Source organism: Acuticoccus kalidii (assembly GCF_021556395.1).
In the GTDB taxonomy this organism is placed as follows: domain Bacteria; phylum Pseudomonadota; class Alphaproteobacteria; order Rhizobiales; family Amorphaceae; genus Acuticoccus; species Acuticoccus kalidii.
The window spans coordinates 312,831-336,321 of the sequence record NZ_JAKGCS010000024.1 but is presented as its reverse complement, the minus strand read 5'-3'; the positions used below and the strand labels follow the sequence as shown (position 1 = coordinate 336,321).

Below are 23,491 nucleotides of genomic sequence, written 5' to 3'. Positions count from 1 at the left end.
GATAAACGGAGGGGTCACCCCCTCCGTCCCCTGCATTGGATGGCCGGACTTAGTAGTTCGACTTGATCTGCACGCAGGTCTTCGTCTCGGTGTTGTACATCCCGCACTTCAGATCTTTCCAGTCGGAGATCAGAACCGCGGACTCGGGCAGGAAGTCGGTCCACGCATCGCCGTCGACCTCTTCGGTCTGGCTGATGATGTCGAACTGACCATCGTCCTGGATCTCGCCGATCAGCACGGGCTTGGCGAGGTGATGGTTCGGCAGCATTTTCGCGATCCCGCCGGTGAGGTTCGGGAACTCCTGGCCGATCATCGCCTCGGACACGGCGTCGACATCGGTGGTGCCGGCCGCTTCGACCGCGTTCACCCACATGTTGAAGCCGATATAGTGCGCCTCCATCGGGTCGTTGGTGACGCGGTCGTCACCCATGCGCGTCTTCCACGCGGCGACGAACTCTTCGTTCTCCGGCGTGTCGGCGGACTGGAAGTAGTTCCATGCGGCGAGGTGGCCGACGAGATTGGAGGTGTCGAGACCGGAAAGCTCTTCCTCGCCGACCGAGAAGGCGACGACCGGAATATCGTCCGCGGACACGCCCGAGGCGGCGAGCTCCTTATAGAATCCGACATTGGCGTCGCCGTTGATCGTCGAGATCACGCCGACCTTCTTGCCGTCCGCGCCGAGCGCCACGACGTCTGAGACGATCTTCGACCAGTCGGAGTGGCCGAACGGGGTGTAGTTGACGAAGATGTCCGCCTCGGCGATCCCCTTGTCTTTCAGGTACTGCTCGAGAATCTTGTTCGTGGTGCGCGGATAGACATAGTCCGTGCCGAGGAGTGCGAACTTTTCGACGCCCAACTCCTCGAGGAAATAGTCGACCGCGGGGATTGCCTGCTGGTTCGGCGCGGCACCCGTGTAGAAGACGTTCTTGGAGCTTTCCTCGCCCTCATATTGGACGGGGTAGAAGAGAAGACCGTTCAGCTCCTCGATCACCGGGAGCACGGACTTGCGGCTCACCGACGTCCAGTTGCCGAAGATCACGTCGACATCGTGGACGGTGAGGAGCTCCCGCGCCTTTTCGGCGAACAGCGGCCAGTCGGACGCGGGGTCGACGACGACGGATTCGAGCTCGCAGCCGAGAAGGCCGCCTTTCTCGTTCTGCTGATCGATCAGCATCAGCATCGTGTCTTTGAGCGTCGTCTCCGAGATCGCCATCGTGCCGGACAGCGAATGGAGGATACCGACCTTGATCGGGCATTCTTGCTGCGCGGCGGCGGGACCGGCGAGACCGAACGTGCCGAGTCCGGCGGCGGTCAGAAGGGCGCACAGGGTCTTCTTTTGTTGCATTTGTCCTCTCCTCTGAAGAGCAACTCCACGGGTGAGCAACTCAGGGTCGGTGATGCAATTCGATTGCCAACTGGCCGGTCTGCACGCCGAGGTCGCGTCACGAACGGGTCATCCCGTCGCCGCATCGGCGCCGTAATGTACCGCGCACGGCCGCCGGGCGACGTGGTCCGAGGGAGTTGTTGGCCGTTCGCGATCCGCCCTTTTCTCCGTCCGCCCGATGACCCAAAGTGGAGACGATTACGGGTGTGCGTTCACTGATGGCTTTTCGTTTCCTCCATACCGGCGACCTTCATCTCGACAGCCCGCTCACGGGCCTCGGTGCCTTCGAGGGGGATGACGCGGACAAGGCGAAGCGCATCGCGGGCGCCGGGCGCGCGGCTTTCGTCGATCTCGTCGACATGGCGATCGAGCGAAGGGTCGATGCGGTGCTGATCGCCGGAGACCTGTGGGACGGCTCCTGGCGCGACGTGTCGGCCGGCCTTTTCGTTCAGCGCGAGACGGGACGGCTCGCGCGGGCGGGGATCCGCACCTTCGCCATTCTCGGCAATCACGACGCGGAAAACAGCGTCACCGACCGTATCCGCGATATCGACGCCATCCACCTGTTCGGCAGCGGCGCCGCGAGCTCGGTCGACTGTGGCGGCGCCGTGATCCACGGCCAGAGTTATGCCCGCGCCGCGACGGTCGAGAACCTTGCCGCTCGCTATCCGGCGCGCGTTCCGGGGCGGATCAATATCGGCCTTCTCCACACCGCGCTCGACGGTTCGATGGGGCATGCGAATTACGCCCCGTGCACACTCGCCGACCTTTCGGCCCGGCAATACGATTATTGGGCGCTCGGCCACGTCCACACCCGCCGCATCCTCCAGGACAAGCCCGCGGCGGAAGGCGGGGCGATCGCCTTTTGCGGCGTCCTCCAGGGGCGGCACATCCGCGAGACCGGGCCGAAGGGCTTTTATTTCGGTGAGGTCGACGAGGCGGGCGTTCGCCTCGAGCCGGTCGACCTGCCGCATGTCGCCTGGTTCCTCGCCGAGATCGAGGTCGGCGCGAAGCCCGCCGATGAGGCGATCCGCACCGCGATCGCGGAGGTCGCGGCCGATCTGTCGCCGGCGCTCGAGTGCGCCGTCGTCCGCGTCGTCCTCACCGGCGAGACGGACCAGCATTTCCGCCTCGCCAACAGCCGACGCGCGCTGGTCGATCAGGCGCGCTTCGCCGCCCTCGGCGTCGACGGGCGACGGATCCTCGTCGAGGACGTGACCATCGCGACGAGGCCGCCATCGGACGCCGTCATCGAGCGCCTGCCGCATCATTTCGAGACGCTGATCGCCCAGGCCGCCAAGCGCCCCGAGGTGGCGGAGACGGCGGCGGCGGAAATCGGCGAAATCCTCAATCGGCTGCCCCAGGAGGTGAAGGAGCGACTATTGGAGCGCGCGCCGGAATTCGCCACCTTCGATGCGAGTGGTGAGCTTGGAGGGCCTCTGAGCGACGCCGTCGGTGCGCTCGCGGCCCGGATCGCGGACGCCTGATGCGCTTTTCCGCGATCAACCTCTCCCGTTACGGTCAGTTCGAGGAAGCGGCCTTCGACTTCGCGCGGCGCGATGGGTCCGATCTTCATCTCGTCGTCGGCGCGAACGAGGCCGGCAAGACGACGCTGAAGCACGCCCTCGTCGACTTCCTGTTCGGCGTTCCCTTGAAAAACCCGCCTTACAGCTTCCGCTATGGCCGCCGCCAGATGGTGATCGAGGCGGCGATCGAGGTCGCGGGCGAGGCGTACCGCCTCGAGCGCACGACGGGCCGCTCCGGCAATCTTCAGCCGGTCGACGCAGCGGATGCGCTCGCCGCCGCGCTCGGCGACATGACGCGCGAGGCGTTCCTCCTCACCCAGGCCTTTTCCCACGACGAGATGCGCGAGCACGCCGATGCGCTCAACGAGAGCCGGGGCGATCTTCGCGATCTCTTGATGCGCGATGCCGGCGGGCTCGCCCAGGCGGTCGCCACCCTCGACGTCCTACGCAAGGAAGCCGACGGGCTCTTCCAGAAACGCAAGAACGCGAAGGCCGAATATAACCAGCTCGAACAGCGTTGGGAGGAGGCGGGGCAGCGTTATCGCGCTCACGAATTGTCGGCCGCCGGTCATGCCGATCTAAGGCGGGCCTTCGCCGAGGCGGAGGAGGCGCTCCACGCGCTGCGCCGGGAGGAGGAAGAGGCGCGGGCGAAAGCGGGCCGCCTCAAGGGGCTCATCGAGGTCGCGCCACGGGTCGATACCGTGACCCGCCTCGAAGCCGCGCTCGCGGAGGACGATGCGCCGCGTCTGGCGCCGAACGCGGTGGAGCGGTTGCGTGCGGCGGACGAGGAGCCCGCCTTGCGCGAGCGCCTGCGTCAGAGCGAGGTGCGCCTTGCTGAATGCGACGAGGCGATCGCCGCCCTCGTGCCCGACGAGGCGGTGCTTTCGCTGGGCCCTGACATCGAGGCGCTGGAGCGGGACGCCTCCCGCAGCGCGGACCGGGAGGAGGTGCGCGCCGCCCAGACGACGCGGCGCGAGGATGCGCTTCGCCTCGCCCGCCGGACCGCACGCGATCTCGGCCTGCGGATTGAGGAAGGAGAGGCCGACGCCGGCGCGATCGCCGCGACGCTCACCCCCGCGATCGACCGCGCGGCGCTTGCCGAGCACCTTGCCGCACGCGAGGGGCACGAGCAGGCCGTGCGGTATGCTGAGGAAATGCTGGAGGCGCGCCGGGTGGAGGCGCCGCAGGTGACGGACCGGCCCACCGCCGAGCCGCTCGCAGCAGCGCTCGCCGAGGCGCGTGCGCTCGGCGACGTGCGTGCGCTCTGGCGCGACGAGGCCGCCGCCTATCGCGAGGCCCGCGCCGCCGACGAGGATGCCGCCCGCAGCACCGCCGGCGACCCCGTCGCCACCAGTGCGTCGCCGCCGCCCGACGAAGGCGCCGCCGCCGAAGCCGCGATCGAGGAGGCCGCCCGTCGCCGCGAGCGCGCCGAGGACAGAGTTCACGAAAGCGCCGAGGCGCTCGCCGTCGCCGAGGAGACGCTGAAGGCCGAGCGGCGCGCCGATCTGCCGACCGAAGACCGGCTCGTCGCGCTGAGGGCCGCCCGCGACGCCCTTTGGCGCGAGGCGCGGGCGGGGCGGGCACTCGCCGAGATCGCCGACGATTACGAAGCCCGCGTTGCCGAGGCCGACGCGACCGCCGATGCCCGCTTCGACCATGTGGAGGCGCTGACGGCCGAACGGCGCGCCGCCGCCAATCTCGCCGAGACGAAAGCGCGCCACGCCGAGCGCGAGAAGGCGCTCGCCGCCTGCCGTGCGGACTATGACAGGCTCGTCGCGGCGTGGCGCGAGCGGCTCGGCGCGGCGGGGATCGCGCCGCCGCCGGCCGACTATGCGGCGTGGTTCGCCCGGCGCAAAACACGGCTCGACGCGGCCCAGGCCCTCGCGAACGCCGAACGGCGCATCGGCGAGGTGCGGCAGCGCTCCCGCCGCCTCCTCGCCGCCCTCGAAGCCGCCTTGGGCGACCCGCCGTCCGAAGACCTCGACGGAAAGGCGCTCGTCGCCGCAATCGAGGCGGCGCTCGCGCGCGCAGAGGCGGCCCGCGAGGCGGACCGTGCCGCGGCGGCCGAGGAGAAAGCGGCGCGCGAGACGTTCGAGAAGGCGGAGCGCGAGCGCCCGGCGCTCGAAAAGGCGCGGCACGAGGCCGGGATGGCACTCGCCGCCTGGCGTGAGGCGTGGGAGGCGATGGCCGCCCGCGCCGGCCTCGCGCCGGACATTGCTCCGCGTCAGCTCAAGGCGTGGATCGACGGAGAGGAGGCGATCGAGGCCGCACTCGACCGCGCCGCCGAGGCGAACGGCGCGATCCGAGACGCCGATGCCGCCGCCGCCGCATCCGCGGCCGAGACGCGCCGCCTCGCCGGCCTCCTCGATGAGGCCGAGATCGGCGGAACCGCCGTCATGACGCGCCGGCTCGTCGAGCGGCTTCGCCGTGCCGAAGCGCTGCTTGCCAAGCGCGAGGAACTCGGCGCCGAGCGCGAGCGTCTCGCCGAGGAGGTCCGCACGGCGAAGGCGGCGCATGAGGCGGTGCGCGCGCTGATCGCCGCGGATCTTGCAACGGCCGGTCTTCCGGCGGACGCGGCCCTCGCCGTCCTTCAGGAGGCGGCCCGCCGGTCCGACAAGCGCCATGCCGACGAGAGCGCGCTCGCCGCCGCGCGGTCGGAGGTGGAGGCGGCCGGGTTCGCTTTTCCCGCGATCGTCGCGACGCTTGCCGAGGACGAGCAAGCGAGCCGCATCGCCGCCCATGAGGCCGCGAACGATACGCTGGCGCTCCTCAAGAGCGACATCGAGTCGGCGCACGAGGCGTTCGTGATGGCGCGCGAAGCGCTCCGCCGCGCGGAGGCCGACAGCGCGGCCGGGACCGCGGCGGAGGCGGCATTCGAGCGGGCGACGCTCGCCGGCGAGATGGCGGAGGTCGCGCACCGGGCGATCCTGCGCCGCATCGAGGCGACGGTGCTGCGGGCCGCGCGTGACGCGTTCGCGGCGGAGAACCGCTCCCCGATCCTCGACCGTGCCGCCGCCAATTTCGCCGCCTTCACCGACAATGTCTACGACCGGCTCGATGTCGATGACGGGCCGGAAGGCGGCTTCCTGCGCGCCCATCGCGTGACCGACAATCAGCTCGTCGATGTGACGCAGATGTCCGCCGGGACGCGCGACCAGCTCGTCGCGTCCGTGCGCTTTGCGGCGGCGGCGGACTGTCCGCTGCCCTTCCTCGCCGATGACCTTTTCGTGAACGCCGACAATCAGCGAACGGCCTCGGGCTTCCGCCTCCTCGCCGCGCTCGCTGAGGGGCGGCAGGTGATCTACTTCACCCATCACTCTCACGTCGCCGACCTCGCTCGCGATACGCTCGGCTCCGGCCTTTCTGTGTTGGAGCTGACTTAGCGCGCCATCGCGGCGAGGCGCGCGGCGCGTCGCGTCGCCGCGTTGGCAACGTTAGATCACGGGGACGGCGGGATCGGTGCCCCCGATTGGCCGCGCGAGCGCCCATTGCGCCAGATGCGCCAACGGTTTGCCGTGATTCGGCGGGAACGCGTCCCATTCAACTGCTCGTTTGTAATTGGCGCAGATCTTGTTAGTCTTTTGAAAGGAGAGCGACGAAGGGGCTCGTCGTTCGACCGGCCACGGGTCCGAGGAGGAGAAGGCCGACAGCCGGGAAGACCACTAGCGCGACCGATTGCGTGAGAGGTGCGGGGTGATGGGCGTCTACGGCGACAAGGAGACCGCTGCGGAGGGCATATGCTCCGAGCAAGCCGGGTCGTTCGCCGGCGCCGGACATGCGCGCCCCCAATGTGCGCGATCGGCGGAGAAGAGTGGTCCGCGCCGGTACGCCGCGCTCGATCTCGGCACCAACAATTGCCGCTTATTGATCGCCGAAGCCCGCGGCTCGGGCTTCCGGGTGATCGACGGATTTTCCCGAATCGTGCGTCTCGGCGAGCGGCTGTCCTGTGACGGTGTCTTGTCGCGAGAGGCGATGGACCGCGCCGTCACCGCGCTGCGCGTCTGTGCCTCCAAATTGGCGGCGTCGGGCGTCACCCGGTCGCGGTTGATCGCGACGGAGGCGTGCCGGGCCGCGTCCAATTGCACCGAATTCACCGGCCGCGTCTTCGGCGAGACCGGGCTCGATCTCGAGGTCGTCGATCGGGAGACGGAAGCGCGTCTCGCCGTCGCGGGGTGCGCGCCGCTGGTCGATGACGGGGCCGAAGGCGTCCTTCTCTTCGATATCGGCGGAGGCTCGTCGGAGATCGTCTGGCTCGATCTCACGAGCCGCTATCATCTCGAAGGCGCGGCGCTCGTGCGCTGCATCCGGGCCTGGGCCTCGCTCCCCGTCGGCGTCGTGACTCTCGCCGAGCGGCATGGCGGGACCGAGGTCGACGAGAGGGTGTTCGGGGCGATGGTCGACGACGTGTCGCAGCTCCTCGCGCGGATCGACCAGCGCGGCGTTCTCTCCGAGGCGGTCGCGCGCGGTAATGTCCACCTTCTCGGCACCTCCGGCACGGTGACGACGCTCGCCGGCGTCTTTCTCGGCCTCAAGCGTTATGACCGCCGGCAGGTGGACGGAACGTGGCTCGAAACGGGCGAGGTCGACACGCTGATTGCACAACTCCTCGGAATGGGCTTTGAGGAGCGGGTGGCGAACCCGTGCATCGGGGCCGACCGGGCCGATCTCGTGCTTGCGGGTTGCGCCATTTTGGAGGCGATCCGCCGCCGCTGGCCGTGCCAGCGCCTCCGGGTCGCCGATCGAGGATTGCGCGAAGGAATGTTGATGGAGCTCATCGAAGACGACCGGCTGGCGATTCAGCGCAGCCGTCGCTTGCGCTTTTCCGAGCATCGCGCCCCCGCGCCGACCCACGCCTGACCGATGGTGAAAAGCAGTCAAGGTGGCCGCGCCGGAAGCTCCGGCCGTGGCGCGCGTCCGGGTGCGGGCGGCAAGAAGCCGGCCGGATCGGGTGATCGCGGCCTCACCCAGCGCGTGAAGACGGCGAAGGGGCGCAAGCTCTCCTCGACCCTATGGATCGAGCGGCAGCTCAACGACCCCTATGTGCGCAAGGCGAAGGCCGCCGGCTACCGCTCGCGCGCGGCCTATAAGCTGATCGAGATCGACGAGCGTTATCCGTTCCTGAAGCGGGGGCAGACCGTCGTCGATCTCGGCGCGGCGCCGGGGGGGTGGAGTCAGGTCGCCGCCGAGCGAATCGGCGCGAGCGATGCCGCGCCCGTCATCGCGATCGACATTTTGCCGATGGATCACCTCCAGGGCGTGAAGATCCTCCACCACGACTTCGCCCGCGAGGACGCGCCGGCCGCGCTGATCGAGGCGCTCGGCGGGCGGCGTCCGAATGTCGTCCTGTCCGATCTCGCGCCGGAGACGACGGGGCACCGGGCGACCGATCATCTGCGCATCGTCAATCTCGTCGAGCTCGCCCACGAGTTCGCGCGCGAGACGTTGGCGCCCGGCGGCACCTTCCTCGCCAAGGTCTATCAAGGCGGCACCGAGGGCTCGATCCTCGCCGCGCTGCGCAAGGATTTCACGAGCGTGAAGCACGTGAAGCCGCCCGCCTCACGCCCGCAATCGCCGGAGACCTACGTGCTCGCGACGGGATTCCGCGCCGGACGCTCCGAGGGCTGATCCCGGTTCGCCATCTCCGCGCCGGCATCGGCCGGAAGGCGAAGATAGAAGAGGATCGCCACCAGCGAGAAGCAGGCGACCGTGAGGAAGGCGGTCATGAAGTCGCTGAGGAGGAGGACGTGGTCCGGCCGCATCGCGCGCTGGACCTCGACGACGGCCGCCGCCACGGCGACCCCGCTCGCGAGCGAGACCTGTTGTGAGACGCTGTAAAGGCTCGTCGCAAGGCTCATGCGAGACTGTTCGACGTCGGCATAGGCAAGGGAGTTGAGGCAGGTGAATTGCAGCGAGCGGAAGAAGCCGCCCGCGAGGAGCACCGAGGCCATCAGGATCGCCGGCGGGTTGTAGGTGAAGAAGGCCATGGCGAGGATCGCCGCCGAGGAGATCAGCCCGTTCCAGATCAACGTGGTGCGGAAGCCGAACCGGTGGACGATCGGCTGCGCGGTCATCTTCATCAAGAGCGCGCCGATGGCCGAGAAGAAGACGTAAGTCCCCGCCTCGAACGCGTTCATGCCGAGGCCGAGCTGGAGGGTGAGGGGCAGAAGGAAGGGGATCGAGCCGATGCCGATCCGGAAGAAGAAACCGCCCACGGTGCTCGTGAAGAAGGTCGGCAGACGCAATAGGCCGAGATCGAGAAGCGGGTGCGCCGTCCGCTTGGCGTGGCGCAGATAAAGCGCCATCGAGATGATGCCGACCCCCACCATCGCGAGCGTGACGGGCAGCGGCAGCATGTTCTGGCCGAGCACAGAGAGGCCGAAGACGATGCCCGACAGCCCGACCCCCGACAGGACGAAGCCGACCGCGTCGAGCGGGCGCTGCACCTCGCTCTTCACTCCGTCGATGAAGAGGCTGACGAGGACGATGCCGACGATGCCGACCGGCACGTTGATCCAGAAAATCCAGCGCCAGTCGAAATAGGTCGAGATGAACCCGCCGACCGGCGGGCCGAGCAGCGGGCCGATGAGCGCCGGCACGGTGAGCCACGCCATCGCGCTGAGCAGCTCCTTTTTCGGCGTCGAGCGCAGGAGAACGAGGCGCCCGACCGGCGTCATCATCGCCGCTCCCGCGCCCTGGACGATCCGCGCGACCACGAATTGCGGCAGCGAATCGGCCATCGAGCACAGGATAGACCCGATGATGAAGACCCCGATCGCCGCGCGAAAGACGAGGCGGGCGCCGAACCGGTCCGCCGCCCAGCCCGAGATCGGGATGAATGTCGCGAGGCTGAGAAGGTAGGAGGTGAGGGCAAGCTTCAGCCGGATCGGATCGGTTCCGATATCGGCGGCGATCGTCGGCAAGGCGGTCGCGATGATGGTGGAATCGAGATTTTCCATGAACAACGCCGAGGCGATGATCAGGGCGGTTACTTGCGGACGGGTCACGGAGCCTCGCTCAGCGAAACGGTCTGGTGCCGCGACGCGGCGCATTGTCGAAGGAAGGGGCGGCGGGGAAGCGTCGTCCGTTCTTAAAGTAAGGCGCCGGGGCGGGATTTGCAGCTCCAGCATATCAGCCAAACGGTTGAAACCGTCCTATCATATCCATGCGCTGAGCGCGAAGCAGTGCATCACCTTTGCGCGAGGCGTTGATGTTGCTGGCACCCCTGCGATATGAGGCCCAACGGCGGACGGGCCCGCCGGCCCCGCCATAGGGGCGGGCAAGGGGGAAGAATGGCTGAGTTTTTGAGCCTCGCGACGGGAGAAGCTCTTACCTTCGACGACGTCCTGCTGACGCCTGGCCACTCCGAGGTCATGCCGGCGCAGACGTTGATCAACACGCACGTGACGCGAGAGCTGGCACTGAACATCCCGATTCTGTCGGCCGCGATGGATACCGTCACCGACGCCAATCTCGCGATCGCCATGGCTCAGGCGGGCGGCATCGGCGTTATCCACCGCAACATGACGCCGGAAGAGCAGGCCGACGCGGTGCGCAAGGTGAAGAAGTTCGAGAGCGGGATGATCGTCGACCCGCTCGTGATCGGACCGGACGCGACCCTCGGCGACGCGCTCGCCCTCATGGAGCGCCAAGGCATCTCCGGCATTCCGGTGGTCGAGAATGGCGGTGTCGGCGGCCACGTCAAAGGCCGTCTTGTCGGCATTTTGACGAACCGCGACGTGCGCTTCGCCTCCGACCCGAAGACGCCGGTCCGTGAGCTGATGACGGCGAAGGATCTCGTCACCGTGCGGGACGGGGTGGACCAGGACGAGGCCAAGCGCCTTCTCCACCACAATCGCATCGAGAAGCTGCTCGTGATCGACGAGGCGGGCAACTGCACCGGGCTGATCACCGTCAAGGACATGGAGAAGGCGCGGGCCTACCCGAACGCCGTCAAGGATCCGCAAGGGCGTCTGCGCGTCGGGGCGGCGACCACGGTGGACGATGCGGGGCTCGAGCGGGTCGAGCGGCTCATCGAGGCCGGTGTCGATCTCGTGGTGGTCGACACCGCGCACGGCCACTCCGCGCGCGTTCTCGCGACGGTCGACCGGGTGAAGCGCCTGTCGAACCGGACCCAGGTTCTCGCCGGCAATGTCGCGACCGCCGACGGCACCAAGGCGCTGATCGACGCCGGCGCCGACGCGGTGAAAATCGGCATCGGTCCGGGCTCGATCTGCACGACCCGCGTCGTCGCGGGCGTCGGTATGCCCCAGCTCACGGCGGTGATGGAAGCGGCGGCCGCCGCCTCCGGCAGCGACACGCCGGTGGTCGCCGATGGCGGGGTGAAGTTCTCGGGCGACCTCGCGAAGGCGCTCGCAGCGGGCGCATCCTGCGCGATGGTCGGCTCGCTTCTCGCCGGCACCAGCGAAGCGCCGGGCGAGGTCTATCTCCATCAGGGCCGCTCCTACAAAGCCTATCGCGGGATGGGCTCGATCGGGGCGATGGCGCGCGGCTCGGCCGATCGTTATTTCCAGTCCGAGGTGCGCGATACGATGAAGCTCGTGCCGGAAGGGATCGAGGGGCAGGTGCCGTTTCGCGGGCCGGTCGCCAACGTCCTCCATCAACTCGTCGGCGGTCTGCGCGCCGCGATGGGGTATGTCGGCGCGAAGGATCTCGCCGAGCTTCGCGACAAAGCCCGCTTCGTCCGCATCACCAATGCCGGCCTTGCCGAGAGCCACGTCCACGACGTCGCGATCGTGCGCGAGAGCCCGAATTATCCCGCGGGCCGCTGAGCGCGTGACGACGATCCGCTCTTCTCGCGCGGGCCCCCGCCGGGCCCGTCTCGCCATTTTGTCGGGCGGGCACTGATGCGTCCGGCCGGCCGCATCGCCGCCGCGATCGAGATCCTCGCCGACGTCGATGCGCGCCACCGTCCCGTCGCCGATGCGCTGAAGGATTGGGGGCTGTCGCACCGCTTTGCCGGGTCCGGCGACCGGGCGGCGATCGGCAATCTCGTCTATGACGGGCTGCGCTGGCGCCGCTCCTCCGCCTTTCGTGCGGGCGAGGAGACGCCGCGCGGCATCATTCTCGCGACGCTCCGCTGGCGTTGGGGCGTGGGCACCGACGATCTCGCACGCCTCGCCGAGGAGCGGTTCGGCCCCGGCGCGCTCTCCGCCGAGGAGACGGCGGCCTTCGGGGTGGATCACCTCGGCACCGCGCCGCTCGATGTGCAGGCCGACATTCCCGAATGGCTCGCGGGTGCCTTCGAGGAGAATTTCGCCGACGAGTGGTTCGAGGAGGCGACGGCGCTTGCCGCCCGCGCCCCGCTCGATCTGCGCGTCAACACGCTGAAGGCGGAGCGTGCACGCGTCCTGTCAACCCTTTCCCGTCACGGGGCGAGCGCGACGCCGATCAGCCCGGTCGGCGTGCGGCTGCCGCCGCGGGCGGGCTGGGAACGCGCGCCCAATATCGTGCGCGAGGAGATCTATCAGCGCGGTCATGTCGAGGTGCAGGACGAGGCGAGCCAGATCGCAGCGCTCCTCGTCTTCGCCCGTCCCGGCGAGCAGGTTCTCGACCTTTGCGCCGGCGCCGGCGGCAAGACGCTCGCCATCTCCGCCCACATGGACAATCGCGGCCAGATCCACGCGACCGACGCCGATCCGAACCAGCTCTCGCCGATCTATGAACGACTGAAACGGGCGGGCGCGCGCAACGTTCAGGTCCACCCGGCGGGGAGCGATCTTTCGGCTCTCGAGGGGAAGATGGACCGCGTCCTCGTCGACGCGCCCTGTTCGGGCAGCGGCACCTGGCGGCGCCGGCCGGAGACGAAATGGCGCCTCTCCGAAGAGGCGCTCGCGCGCCGTGTGGAGGAGCAGGAACGCGTCCTCGAGGCCGCCCGCGCCTATGTCCGGCCCGGCGGCTATCTCGTCTATGTCACGTGCTCGGTGCTGCCGCAGGAAAACGAGGCTCAGGTCGACAATGTCCTCGCCCAATCGCCGAATTTCGAGGAGGTCTCGGCGGGGGAGGCGTGGGAAGAGCTCTTCGGCGTCGGCGGACCGAAGCCCTGGAGCGCCAACGGCATGAGCCTCACCATGACCCCGGCGGCCACCGGAACCGACGGCTTCTTCCTCGCGGTGATGGAGCGGATGGCGGACTGATCGGCTTGCCGAGACGCCGTCTCCGTTGCACGGCCGCAGCGCTCCGACGTCACCAAGAAACAGGGGGAGCGCCTGTTCCTCGGAGCCCGCCATCGCTGATCGATGCCCTGAGACGGATGGCGGCCGGGCGCAAGGCACGCGCCGCTGCGCGTCGCTCTTCGGCCTTGCCCCCGACCGCCATCCGCCTCTGATCGGGCATCAGCGATGGCGGGCTCCGAGGAACAGGCTGGGCGGCGCCCGTGTTTCCGGGAGGGGGCGAGGCCGTGCTCCAAAGGGAACAAGGCGGCGCCGGTGCGGGGCTGCCTTGCTTCGATGAGGTGGACAGCGGCGATTTCGCGCTCGCCGAGACCGGATCTCTATGGCATCAGGCTCTGATGATGCATGACACCATCCTCATCGTCGATTTCGGCAGTCAGGTGACGCAGCTCATCGCGCGGCGGGTCCGTGAGGCGGGCGTCTTCAGCGTCGTGGCGCCGTTCTCCGAAGCCGAGCGCGCCTTCGCCGAGCATCGCCCGAAGGGCGTGATCTTCTCCGGCGGGCCGAACTCCACCCATGCCGAGGGGAGCCCGCGGGCCCCCCAGGCGATCTTCGATTCCGGCGTTCCGCTCCTCGGTATCTGCTATGGGCAGATGGTGATGACGACCCAGCTCGGCGGTCGCGCCGAGGCGGACGATCATCGCGAGTTCGGCCGGGCCGAGGTCGAGGTCGTCGAGGATTGCCCGCTCTTCGAGGGGATCTGGTCGGAAGGCGAGACGCACACCGTCTGGATGAGCCATGGCGACCGGGTGGTCGAGCCGGCGCCGGGTTTTCGCGTCGTCGCCCGTTCGCCGGGCGCGCCCTTCGCCGTCATCGCCAACGAGGAGCGCCGCGCCTACGGGCTGATGTTCCATCCCGAAGTGGTGCACACGCCCGATGGCGCGCGCATCATCGAGGCGTTCGTGCGGCGCGTCGCGGGGGCGACGGGCGACTGGTCGATGGCCGCCTTCCGGGACGAGGCGATTGCCTCGATCCGCCAGACGGTGGGCGATGGCCGGGCGATCTGCGGTCTCTCCGGCGGCGTCGATTCCACCGTGACGGCGGTCCTTCTCGCCGAGGCGATCGGCGACCGGCTCACCTGCATCTTCGTCGATCACGGGCTCTTGCGCGAAAACGAGGCGCGCGATGTCGAGGCGATGTTCGCCGGCCGCAACGACGTGATCTTCAACAAGGTCGACGCGGGCGATCTCTTCCTCGACGCCCTCGACGGGGTCACCGACCCCGAGGTCAAGCGCAAGACGATCGGGCGGCTGTTCGTCGAGGTGTTCGAGCGCGAGGCGAAGGCGATCGGCGGCGACTTCCTCGCCCAGGGCACGCTCTATCCCGACGTGATCGAGAGCGTTTCAGCGACCGGCGGCCCGTCGGTCACGATCAAGTCGCACCACAATGTGGGTGGGCTGCCGGAGCGGATGGGGTTGAAGCTCGTGGAGCCGCTGCGGCTTCTGTTCAAGGACGAGGTGCGGGCGCTCGGTCGCGAGCTCGGCCTGTCCGAGACCTTCGTCGGCCGTCATCCGTTCCCGGGACCGGGGCTTGCGATCCGCCATCCGGGGCCGTTGACGCGTGAGGGCCTCGCGGTGCTGCGCCGGGCGGATGCGATCTATATCGAAGAGATCCGTGCCGCGGGCCTCTATGACGTGATCTGGCAGGCCTTTGCGGTGCTGCTGCCGGTCGAGACCGTCGGCGTGATGGGCGATGCGCGGACCTATGAGCGCGTGCTCGCGCTGCGCGCCGTCACCTCGACCGACGGGATGACGGCGGACATCTATCCGTTCGACATCACGTTCCTCGGACGCGTCGCGTCGCGCATCGTCAACGAGGTCCGTGGGGTGAACCGCGTTGTCTATGATGTGACGTCGAAGCCGCCAGGGACGATCGAGTGGGAGTGAGGGACGTCAACGGCCGGAAGGGGGCCGGCGCGGCGCCGTATGCCGCCTTGCCGTTGCGGTCGCTTTGCGAGTTGCTCCCGGCAGGCCCGGCCGAACCCGGCCGCTAGCTGCGCGGCGGGCGACTTTTGCGGGGCCGCCGTTTGCGCCGATATCGTCCGCGCTTGCGAGGCCGTGCCGGCGACTTTCAGCCGGCGATGGCATGTCGATGACGTACATGGCGCGCTCGCCGTCATGGACGGAATCGATGCAGATCTGGTTGCCGCTTCTGTTCCAGCGCGGATGCAGATCGCAGCGGTCGATCTTCGCAAGGGTCGGGTCGGTTCGGAAGGTGCCGAGACGCAATTTGCGCCGGGCGGCGTCATCCCAGAGGAAGAGCTCGCGGTCGCCGGTGCCCGGGTCCGGGTAGGTGTCCGACAGAAGCCATCGCCCATCCGGCGCGTAGCTCATGTGCCCGTTCTCGTCGAGCACGCCCGGTCCGATGCGGCGCACGGTCCGATCACGGTCGTTGTAGAGATGATATCCGATGGTGCCGTCGTGGGGGGACCAGACGATGAGTTCGTCGTCGTCCTTCCAGATCGGATGAGAGATCTGGTGCTCGGATTTTTCGTAATCGAAGAGGCCGACGGCCGAAGGGTCGAAGGAGTCCTCGAGTTGCGGCAAAGGATGGTCGGAGCATTCGAGCAATCGGAGATCGCTGCCGTCCACGTTGCAGGTGAACAGCCGGTGGAGGAAGCAGGTCTCGTCTTCGACCCGGCGGGTCCAGCGGTGCAGGAACAGGAACCGGGTGGAGGACGGGTTGACCTCCACATGGGAGATCCAGTGGACGGAGTCCGCCATCGACGGCCGTGGCTCGATGTGCGCCAATTGCCGGAAGGAGATGATCGGCTCGAACCGGTCTTCGTCGAGGTCCATCCTGTAGATGCCGTCATCGTCGGGGCAGAGCGGCGGCGTCTCCACCGTCGGACCGCAGAAATATCCGATGGTGGGATGCGTATGGGCAAGGCGGCGATAATTCACCGCCAGCGCGCCGCGACCATCGGGGAAGGCGACATAGATCGGCAGCGACAGAAGGCGCGCCTCGCCGGTGTCGAGATCGAGGATCTTGGCCCGGTAGGGGGCGCCGAAGGCGGGATCGGGCGCCGCGTCGCAGCGCGTGTTGAAGACGATGCGCCGATTGCGCGGCCCCAGCCACTGGAGTTGCGCCCCCATTTGCCAGTTCCATGCGCGGGTTTCGTCGAGCGGGGTGAAGGCGCCGTCGCCCGAAAGGTCGAAGATGCCGATTTCGGCCACGTCATCGCCTGTGAGTGCGCCGCGCTGCAACGGCGTGCGGTGCGCGAGCAAAGAGCGGCCCGACGCGTCCCAAGGGGACTTGTTGTAGTAGCCGAAGAAATGGCTCTGCGGGCCGCGGCCGAGCCGGCGCGGGCCGCTGGCGGGGGAAGCGAATCGGGTCAAGGGCGATCTCCCGCGGGCATGGTTCGTCACGACCCCGAACGGACCGGATCGGGCACGAAAGGATGGCCGCCGCGTGCGGCGGCCATGGGCCCATGGTCGGGCCGTCGGCGGATCCGGGCTCGCTGGAGGCGATCCCGGAGGGCGGGTCAGGCGGCGGCCTTTTCGGGGTGGATCACGTTCGCTTCGGGGAGCAGCCATTCGCCCGCCCGCAGCACGATCTTGCCGTCGAGTTCGAGCGTCGGCAGCCACATCAGCGCGTCGAAGTGGGTGAGGGTCTTGACCTCGCCGCCCAACAGCACGCTGGTCCCGATGCCGATATGGGCGGTCCCATAGACGCCTTCGTCATGCAGCATGACGCCTTCCATGGGGCATTCCGGGTTCAGGCCGAACGAGATCTGCGCGATATTGTAGACCTCCGGGGCGCCTTGCTTGGCGAGGAGCTTGTCGAGCGCCATTGCCTGGCGGCCCCCTTCGATCTTCGTCACGCGGCCGCCGGAGACGGTGAAGCGGACAGGCTCCTCCAACAGGCCGATGCCATAATAAGGCACGCTGGCATCGGCCACGATGACGCCTTCCGCCGAGCCGAGCACCGGCGACGAGCTGGTCTCGATATTCGGCACGGTGGTGAAGTCGCCGGGCTTGCGGACGATGCCGCAATGGGGGTTGGCCGGGCGTTCTTTGACGCTGAGCTTGAGGTCCGTGCCGTTGGGGGTGGTGAGGCGCACCTTGTCCGCCGAACCCAACAGGTCGCCCACCTTGCGGCAGAGCGGTTCGATGGCGGCGAAGTCGCCGAACACGCCACCGCGCTCCAGCATGCCGATATTGTATTGGGTCAGCATGATGCCCCGTGCGCCCGCGCCGAGGGCGTCGCGCACCGCGAAGGTGTGGGTGATCGAATGCTTGACCGGCGTGAAGATCAAGTCGGCTTGCTTCATCGCGGCCGCGATAGGGGCGGGCGGTTCCTCTCCGTCGATGCTGCGCACCGGCATGACGAGAACATTGACGTTGTCGGTGATTTCGAGGGCGGCACTGGCGACGGCTTTGGCCACGTCCATGGTCGCGAAGTCGGTGACGATGACGACTTCCTCATCGGCCTTGAGGTTGCCGCAGACGGTCACAAGACGTCGCGCGCCTTTCATGAGAAGGAGGTCTTTCATCGGATGTCTCAATCTTTCGCTTGCTGTCGGTTGGTGTTGAGAAAGTCTTGGCTCGAGAGCCGTTCGGCGTAGATGGCGCGCGCATTGGTGAGGTGCTGGCGCATCAAGGCTTCGGCCTCCTCGGGCGTGGCGCTGCGGATCGCGTCGACGATGGTCTCGTGCTCGTTGGCGATCTCCGAGGCCCGGCGCTCCAAATTGTCCACCAGATGGCGGTAACGCTCGAAGCTCAGCATCACCTGCTCCAGCATCCGGCTCGCCATCGGATCGCCGCTCAGCCGCGCCATTTCCTTATGGAACTCGCGCCCGAGACGGAGCTGCAGCGTGATCTTCCGGTTGCGCGCCACGGCCGCCATCTGCTCGACGATCTCCTCAAGGTGCGCGATGTCGATTTCGCCGCGGGCGAGGCGGATCGCGACCCGCCGCACCAGGAGGCCCTCGAGAACCTCGCGCAGCATCGACAGTCTCTCCATCTCCTCGAGGGAGGGTGGATTGATCTTGATGGTGCGATTGCGCTGGCGCGAGACGATGCCCGCCAGCTCGAGCCGCTGCAGCGCATCGCGCAGGGGCGTTCGGCTGACGCCGATCTTCTCGCTCAAGGCAGCTTCGGTGAGCCTTGCCGATTCCGAGATCTCTCCCTCGAGGATGCCCCGGAAAAGCTGGTCGAAGGCCCAGTCTGCAGCAGTCGCAGACGGTGAACTTGTTGTCAGTTCGCTCACTGTCGGATCTCCCTCCCGATGCCAATCATGTATACCAGAATACACAAAGTGGCAATGGAGGTTGCGCGATATTCAGCGTTCATCGTCGGGCCTGAGCGCGCGGCCCGCCCGAGATGACGGCCTCCACGCGCATCCCGGCGCTCGCACCGCCCGGCAGGATCGCAACGCCGATGGCTGCGCGCGCGACGAGGTCGCCATGACGGATGACGCTGACATCGTTGCCTTGCGGGATCGGCGGGGGACGGCTCATCGGTCGCTCCGATAGCGCGCGATCATCGCGCACACGCGCGTCATCGCGGCGACGGCGGCGGCGTGATCCTGCGAATAGTTGAAGCGGATTCCTGCCGTCTTGCGCCGCGAGAATTCGCTGCCGGGGGTCACGATGACGCCGGCTTGCGCCCGCAGCAGGCGGACGAAATCGCCGGAGCTGGTGTCGAGCGCCGGCAGTTCGGGAAACAGGTAGCTGCCCGCCTGCGGCGTGCGTACGCGCACCCCGGCCATATCCCGCAACTGCGCCACAAGGTCGTCCCGGATGGCCTCGTGGGCTGCAATCCGCCCGGCCATCCAGCCCTCCGGCTCGGCGAACCAGGAGAGGAGAACCCGTTGCGCATATCCGCCCGCCCGCAGCGAGACGATCGCCTGTAGCTTTTCCATGCGCTCGATCAGGGAGCGCGTGCCGAAGGCGACGCCGAGCCGGAAGCCGCTCAGGGATTCGGTCTTCGACGGACCCATGATGGTGACGAGACTGTCCGGCGCATCGGGCTCGGCGCACAGATGGTGAAAGTCGGTTCCGCGATATTGCAGCCGCGAATAGAGCTGATCGCAGATCACCGTCACGCCGAACCGGTTCGCGAGCGCGGCGATGGCCGTGATCTCTGCGCCGGAGAACGTCACGCCCGTGGGGTTGTTGGGGTTGGAGAACAGGAATGTCTTGGCGCCTGCGCGGAACGCTGCCTCGAGACCGGCAAGGTCGAGCCCGGCATCGCTCCTGCCCGGCGCGTCATAATCGAGCGTGACGGGCATGATGCGTGCGCCGAGAAAGGCCGGGATCTTCCAGTTGGCGAAATAGTCAGGGTCGGCGATGGCGATCGCATCTCCGGGCCCGACGCAGGAAGCCACCGCCAGGAACAGCGCGCCCTGGGTGCCCGGCGTCAAGATCATCGCCTCCGGGTCGATCCGGGCGCCGGTGAAGGTGGCCAACCGGCCGGCGAGCGTCTCGCGGATCGCGCCTGCGCCGCGATATTCCGTATAGGCCTGCGCGCCGCCGATGGTGATGGCCTCGCCGACGAGGCGAGCCGCATCGGGAGGCGGGGGAAAGGCGTCGACGTCTCCGTGGGAGAAATCCACCGGCCGGCCCGCCATGGTCTCGCCCCGCATCAGCCGCGCCACGTCGTCCACCGGATGGCGGTTTTCTTGGCCGGGCGCATGATCGGTCGCGAGCCGGGCGAAGCGGTCGGCGATATCAGGGGTCTCGGTCAGGTCCATGGCTGCCGCTCGTGTCAATTCGGCACCGGCCCGAAGCCGCCGCCGCCCGGCGTCTTCAAGGTGAGGACGTCGCCCGGATGGATGACGCTGATCTCCCGCGGGTCGAAGGGCGTGCCGTTGAGGAGCACCGCGCCGGGCGCGCCGGGCTCGCCGCCGTTCAGACCGGCGGCGGGGATTTCGAGGCGGTTCGCCATGAACGAGACCGTCACCGGACTATCGGCGAGGATCTTGAGCTCGGTGGTCTGCCCATCGCCGCCGCGAAAGGATCCGGCGCCGCCGCTGCCGTCACGCAACGAGCGCTCGATCACCCGCACGGGCGCCTGGGCCTCCAGCACCTCGATCGGGGTGTTGCCGAGATTGCTCGGGAAGCTGACGGCCGGATAGCCGTCTTTCGCCGCCGTCGCCCCTTGCCCGCCATTGAGGAAGAACAGGAAGGCGAACGGCTTGCCGGCATGGCGGCCGGTGATGTGACAGGACCACAAGGGCGAGCCCGGCGCCGCCTGCACCCGATCGGGGATCACTTTCGCCAGCGCGCCCATGATGGCGGGGGGCAGTAGGTGGCCGGTCATCGCCCGCGCGCCCACCGGGGCGGGAAAGCGTGGGTTGAGAATACTGCCGTCCGGCGCGCTCACGCTGATGGCGCGGAAGCTTCCCTCGTTGTTGGGAACCGAGGGCGACAGGATGCACTTCAGCGCGTAGCAGGAATAGGCGTAGGTGTAGGTCGGGACGACGTTGATCGCTCGGTCAACCTGCTCGGAGCTGCCGCTATAGTCGACCGACAGTCGCCCGTCGCGCACTTCGAGCGTACAGTTCACCACCACCGGCTCGCCGAAGCCGTCCACCTCCACCCGGTGCGAATAGACGCCTTCCGGGATGGCGCGGATGGCCGCCGCCATGGCTTGCTCGGAGCGCCGCTGGATGTCCGCCCCGAAGGCGTTGAAGTCGAGGCCCGTGCCGTCGATCAACTCGACCAGGCGGCGGCCGAGCATCTCGTTGGCCGAGAGCTGGGCGTAGAGATCGCCCATCACCTGTTCGGAAACGCGCACGTTCGCTTCGAGGATGGTGAACACCGCATCTTCGGGCGTGCCGGCCTTGAGGAGGCGCAAAGGCGGCAGGCGCAGCCCCTCCTCATAAAGTTCGCGAATGCCCGGCGAGCGGATCCGCCCGCCAATGTCGGGGGCGTGGGCGACGCTGGCCGAAAAGCCGATATGCTCGCCATCGCGGAAGATCGGCATGATGATGTTGATGTCCGGCAAATGGCCGGTGCCCATCCATGGATCGTTGGTGATGTAGGCATCGCCCGGCTGCATCGTCTCGACCGGATATTTGGCCAGGATATGCCGGGCGGTCGCGGGGAGGGTGCAGATGAAGGAGGGGATGCTCTGGGTCGACTGAGCGACGAGGCGGGCCTCGCGGTCGAGGAGCACGACGGCATAATCATGCGCCTCGCGCACGATGTGGGAGAACGAGGTGCGCACGAGCGTGGTCGCGGCCTCGTCCACGAGGCTGACGAGGCGGGTCCAGAGGATCTCGACCGTGGCAGCGTTCATTTCGGTGGTCATCAGAAAAGCTCCGCCAGGATGCTGAGATCGTCGAGAACGCGGACGGTCGCCTCGAACGGGACGACGAAGGTGGACTCGGCCTCTTCGATCACCAGCGGCCCTTGCAGCACCGTTCCGGCGCCGAGCGTGTCGCGTCGGTAGACCCCGGCCTCGACGAAGGCGCCGCGTTCACAATCGTAGAGCCGCCGCGTGGCGGCGCGGCCATGGTGCGTGGCGTCGGCCTCGCGCAGGAAACGTTGGTGGCGGATCGGCTCGCGACCGATCATGCGCCAGGCGACCACTTGCGGGCGCCCATGCGGCACGCTTCGCCCGTAAAGCCGCGCGTAATGTTCCTCGAACAGGGCGAACAGCGCGCCCGAGTACGCGGCGCGGACGTCGTCGAGCGGGATTTTCACCGAAACCGAGTTGCCCTGTCCGACATATTGCATCTCCACATCGACCTCGAAGATCAGATCGGCGGCGCAGGCGCCGGCGGAGACGAGCTCCTCCCGCGCCTCCTCGCCCATCGCGTCGAGGGCCGCGCGAATTTGCGTCCACGGGACGGCCTTCAGCTCGTCGGTCTGCACCAGCGCCTTGTCGATGCGGGCCGGAGCGGCGAGGAAGCCGAGACAGGACCCCGCGCCCGCCGCCGGGGCGCACAGGACGCGTGGCATGCCGAGCTTGCGGGCGATGGCCACCGCGTGCACCGGCCCCGCGCCGCCGGTCGCGACGAGGGTGAAGTCGCGCGGGTCATAGCCCTTCTCGGCGATATGGATTCGCGTCGCGCTCGCCATGTTCTCGTTCACCACGTCGTGGATGCCGAAGGCGGCCTCGTCGACCGACATGCCGAGCGCGTCCGCCAGCGAGCCGATGGCGGTCTCTGCGGCCGTGCGATCGAGCGGCATGGTGCCGCCGAGAAAACTCGATCCGTCCAGATAGCCGAGCCAGAAGTCCGCATCGGTGACGGTCGCCTGGATTCCGCCGCGCCCATAACAGGCCGGACCGGGCACCGAGCCCGCGCTCGCCGGCCCCACGGAGAGGGTGCCGAGGGCGCTCATCGCGGCGAGGCTGCCGCCGCCCGCGCCGATCTCGATGAGGTCGATGGAGGTGATGAGGAGCGGCAGGCCGCTGCCCCGCTTGAAGCGGTGGACCCGTCCGGCCTCGAAGCTGCGGGCAATGCCTGGCTCGCCGTCGGTGACCACGCAGGCCTTGGCGGTGGTGCCGCCCATGTCGAATGCGAGGATGTTCTGGAAATCGTGCGTCAGCGCCGCGTTGAGGGCGCTAAGAACGCCGCCGGCGGGGCCGGATTCGAGAAGCTGGATCGGCGTTTCCGCCGCGAGTTTGCTGGTCGTGAAGCCGCCGCTCGACAGCATGATGCGCAAGGGCGCCGTGATCGCCTGATCGTCCAGACGCCGCTCCAGCGCATTCAGATAGGAATAGACCAACGGCTTGACGTAGGCGTTCGCGGTCACCGTGGTGCAGCGCTCATATTCGCGCAGTTCCGGCGCCACCGCGGCCGAGCTCGACACCGAAAGGCCCGGTCGGCGGGCGGTGATGAAGTCCGCCACCGCGCGTTCGTGGGCGTCATTGGCATGGGCGTTCAGAAAGCCGATGGCGACCACCTGGGCGCCGCTGGCGTCGATATGGTCGAGCAGGCCCTCGAGCTCCGCCGGATCGACGGGGCGGATCTGCGTGCCATCGGCGGCCATGCGCTCGTCGAGTTCGAAGCGCATATTTCGCGCGACGAGCGGGTCGGGCAGCGTGAAGTGGAGATCGTAAAGATCGTAACGCAGCTCGCGTCGGATCTCGAGGATGTCGCGCATCCCCTTGGTGAAAATCGCCGCGGTGGGCGCCCCCTTCCGCTCGATCAGGGCGTTGGTGACGAGGGTCGTGCCATGCACGACCTCCGAGACCGCGCCGTCCCCCACCTCGGCCCGCATCTCGCCGACAAGGCTTGCGACCACCGTGCTGACCGCCTCGCCAGGATCGTCCGGCGTGGTCAGCGATTTGGCGACCCAGATCTGATTGGTTTCGACATGGACTGCGACGCCATCGGTGAATGTTCCACCAATATCGACCGCAATGCGTACATCCGTCATGAGAAAAGCTCGAAAGAGAGGACAGCCGCGGAGAGGATGGGGCGAGGATCGCCCC

The 23,491-nt window shown here is 68.0% G+C and carries 15 protein-coding genes and 1 pseudogene; 7 read left to right on the top strand and 9 right to left on the bottom strand.

Annotated elements, in window-relative coordinates; all coding sequences use genetic code 11:
- Nucleotides 1-49: 49 nt before the first annotated feature.
- A complete protein-coding gene (urtA, locus tag L1787_RS15070) occupies nt 50-1,345 on the bottom strand; it encodes an urea ABC transporter substrate-binding protein (protein WP_235709652.1) in 1,296 nt (431 codons plus the stop codon).
- A gap of 257 nt (nt 1,346-1,602) precedes the next feature.
- Here urtA and L1787_RS15065 point away from each other — a divergent pair, with 257 nt between their 5' ends.
- The 4 genes and pseudogenes from L1787_RS15065 (at nt 1,603) to L1787_RS15050 (ending at nt 8,535) form a co-directional block, all read left to right on the top strand.
- Entirely contained in the window at nt 1,603-2,871 is a 1,269-nt protein-coding gene (locus tag L1787_RS15065; protein ID WP_235709651.1) for a metallophosphoesterase family protein, read from the top strand.
- The gene (locus tag L1787_RS15060) at nt 2,871-6,293 is read left to right on the top strand and encodes an AAA family ATPase (RefSeq protein ID WP_235709650.1); all 3,423 of its coding nucleotides are present in this window, start codon (nt 2,871-2,873) and stop codon (nt 6,291-6,293) included. Before L1787_RS15065 ends, L1787_RS15060 begins: the two co-directional genes overlap by 1 nt.
- Nucleotides 6,294-6,693: 400 nt before the next feature.
- A pseudogene (locus L1787_RS15055) lies at nt 6,694-7,767 on the top strand (Ppx/GppA phosphatase family protein); the annotation flags it as partial.
- A 3-nt stretch (nt 7,768-7,770) separates the two neighbouring features.
- Nucleotides 7,771-8,535, top strand: a complete 765-nt coding sequence (locus L1787_RS15050; RefSeq protein WP_235709648.1) for an RlmE family RNA methyltransferase — start codon at nt 7,771-7,773, stop codon at nt 8,533-8,535.
- On the opposite strand, the gene L1787_RS15045 is transcribed toward L1787_RS15050, so the two are convergent.
- Nucleotides 8,490-9,914: an MFS transporter gene (locus L1787_RS15045; RefSeq protein ID WP_235709647.1), complete on the bottom strand. Its 1,425-nt coding sequence runs from the start codon at nt 9,912-9,914 to the stop codon at nt 8,490-8,492. The genes L1787_RS15050 and L1787_RS15045 overlap by 46 nt on opposite strands.
- Nucleotides 9,915-10,199: 285 nt before the next feature.
- On the opposite strand from L1787_RS15045, the gene guaB reads away from it, so the two are divergent.
- From guaB to guaA, 3 genes are all read left to right on the top strand, one after another.
- Nucleotides 10,200-11,699: an IMP dehydrogenase gene (gene guaB, locus L1787_RS15040; protein ID WP_235709646.1), complete on the top strand. Its 1,500-nt coding sequence runs from the start codon at nt 10,200-10,202 to the stop codon at nt 11,697-11,699.
- A 75-nt stretch (nt 11,700-11,774) separates the two neighbouring features.
- Entirely contained in the window at nt 11,775-13,064 is a 1,290-nt protein-coding gene (locus tag L1787_RS15035) for an RsmB/NOP family class I SAM-dependent RNA methyltransferase (protein ID WP_235709645.1), read from the top strand.
- Nucleotides 13,065-13,438: 374 nt separating this feature from the next.
- Nucleotides 13,439-14,986, top strand: a complete 1,548-nt coding sequence (guaA, locus tag L1787_RS15030; RefSeq protein ID WP_235709644.1) for a glutamine-hydrolyzing GMP synthase — start codon at nt 13,439-13,441, stop codon at nt 14,984-14,986.
- Between the two features lie 6 nt (nt 14,987-14,992).
- Here the strand turns inward: guaA and L1787_RS15025 are convergent, their stop codons facing one another.
- The 7 genes from L1787_RS15025 to L1787_RS14995 form a co-directional block, all read right to left on the bottom strand.
- Nucleotides 14,993-16,438 (bottom strand): hypothetical protein, encoded by a 1,446-nt coding sequence (locus L1787_RS15025; RefSeq protein WP_235709643.1) that lies wholly within the window; start codon nt 16,436-16,438, stop codon nt 14,993-14,995.
- A 146-nt stretch (nt 16,439-16,584) separates the two neighbouring features.
- Nucleotides 16,585-17,595: an aminopeptidase gene (locus L1787_RS15020; RefSeq protein ID WP_235709642.1), complete on the bottom strand. Its 1,011-nt coding sequence runs from the start codon at nt 17,593-17,595 to the stop codon at nt 16,585-16,587.
- An 8-nt stretch (nt 17,596-17,603) separates the two neighbouring features.
- Entirely contained in the window at nt 17,604-18,311 is a 708-nt protein-coding gene (locus tag L1787_RS15015) for a GntR family transcriptional regulator (protein ID WP_235709641.1), read from the bottom strand.
- Nucleotides 18,312-18,390: 79 nt separating this feature from the next.
- A complete protein-coding gene (locus L1787_RS15010; protein ID WP_235709640.1) occupies nt 18,391-18,561 on the bottom strand; it encodes a hypothetical protein in 171 nt (56 codons plus the stop codon).
- A complete protein-coding gene (locus L1787_RS15005) occupies nt 18,558-19,796 on the bottom strand; it encodes a pyridoxal phosphate-dependent aminotransferase (RefSeq protein WP_235709639.1) in 1,239 nt (412 codons plus the stop codon). The genes L1787_RS15010 and L1787_RS15005 overlap by 4 nt, the downstream gene beginning before the upstream one ends.
- 14 nt (nt 19,797-19,810) lie before the next feature.
- Entirely contained in the window at nt 19,811-21,358 is a 1,548-nt protein-coding gene (locus tag L1787_RS15000) for a hydantoinase B/oxoprolinase family protein (protein WP_235709638.1), read from the bottom strand.
- Nucleotides 21,358-23,436, bottom strand: a complete 2,079-nt coding sequence (locus tag L1787_RS14995) for a hydantoinase/oxoprolinase family protein (protein ID WP_235709637.1) — start codon at nt 23,434-23,436, stop codon at nt 21,358-21,360. Before L1787_RS14995 ends, L1787_RS15000 begins: the two co-directional genes overlap by 1 nt.
- Nucleotides 23,437-23,491 lie beyond the last annotated feature (55 nt).

What these genes read in the sequence shown, in the direction of transcription:
- L1787_RS15020 (WP_235709642.1), bottom strand. Translation starts at nt 17,595, where the DNA reads ATGAAAGACCTCCTTCTCATGAAAGGCGCGCGACGTCTTGTGACCGTC.
- L1787_RS15065 (WP_235709651.1), top strand. Translation starts at nt 1,603, where the DNA reads ATGGCTTTTCGTTTCCTCCATACCGGCGACCTTCATCTCGACAGCCCG.
- guaA (WP_235709644.1), top strand. Translation starts at nt 13,439, where the DNA reads ATGATGCATGACACCATCCTCATCGTCGATTTCGGCAGTCAGGTGACG.
- L1787_RS14995 (WP_235709637.1), bottom strand. Translation starts at nt 23,436, where the DNA reads ATGACGGATGTACGCATTGCGGTCGATATTGGTGGAACATTCACCGAT.
- L1787_RS15035 (WP_235709645.1), top strand. Translation starts at nt 11,775, where the DNA reads ATGCGTCCGGCCGGCCGCATCGCCGCCGCGATCGAGATCCTCGCCGAC.
- L1787_RS15000 (WP_235709638.1), bottom strand. Translation starts at nt 21,358, where the DNA reads ATGACCACCGAAATGAACGCTGCCACGGTCGAGATCCTCTGGACCCGC.
- L1787_RS15010 (WP_235709640.1), bottom strand. Translation starts at nt 18,561, where the DNA reads ATGAGCCGTCCCCCGCCGATCCCGCAAGGCAACGATGTCAGCGTCATC.
- L1787_RS15050 (WP_235709648.1), top strand. Translation starts at nt 7,771, where the DNA reads ATGGTGAAAAGCAGTCAAGGTGGCCGCGCCGGAAGCTCCGGCCGTGGC.
- guaB (WP_235709646.1), top strand. Translation starts at nt 10,200, where the DNA reads ATGGCTGAGTTTTTGAGCCTCGCGACGGGAGAAGCTCTTACCTTCGAC.
- L1787_RS15005 (WP_235709639.1), bottom strand. Translation starts at nt 19,796, where the DNA reads ATGGACCTGACCGAGACCCCTGATATCGCCGACCGCTTCGCCCGGCTC.
- urtA (WP_235709652.1), bottom strand. Translation starts at nt 1,345, where the DNA reads ATGCAACAAAAGAAGACCCTGTGCGCCCTTCTGACCGCCGCCGGACTC.
- L1787_RS15060 (WP_235709650.1), top strand. Translation starts at nt 2,871, where the DNA reads ATGCGCTTTTCCGCGATCAACCTCTCCCGTTACGGTCAGTTCGAGGAA.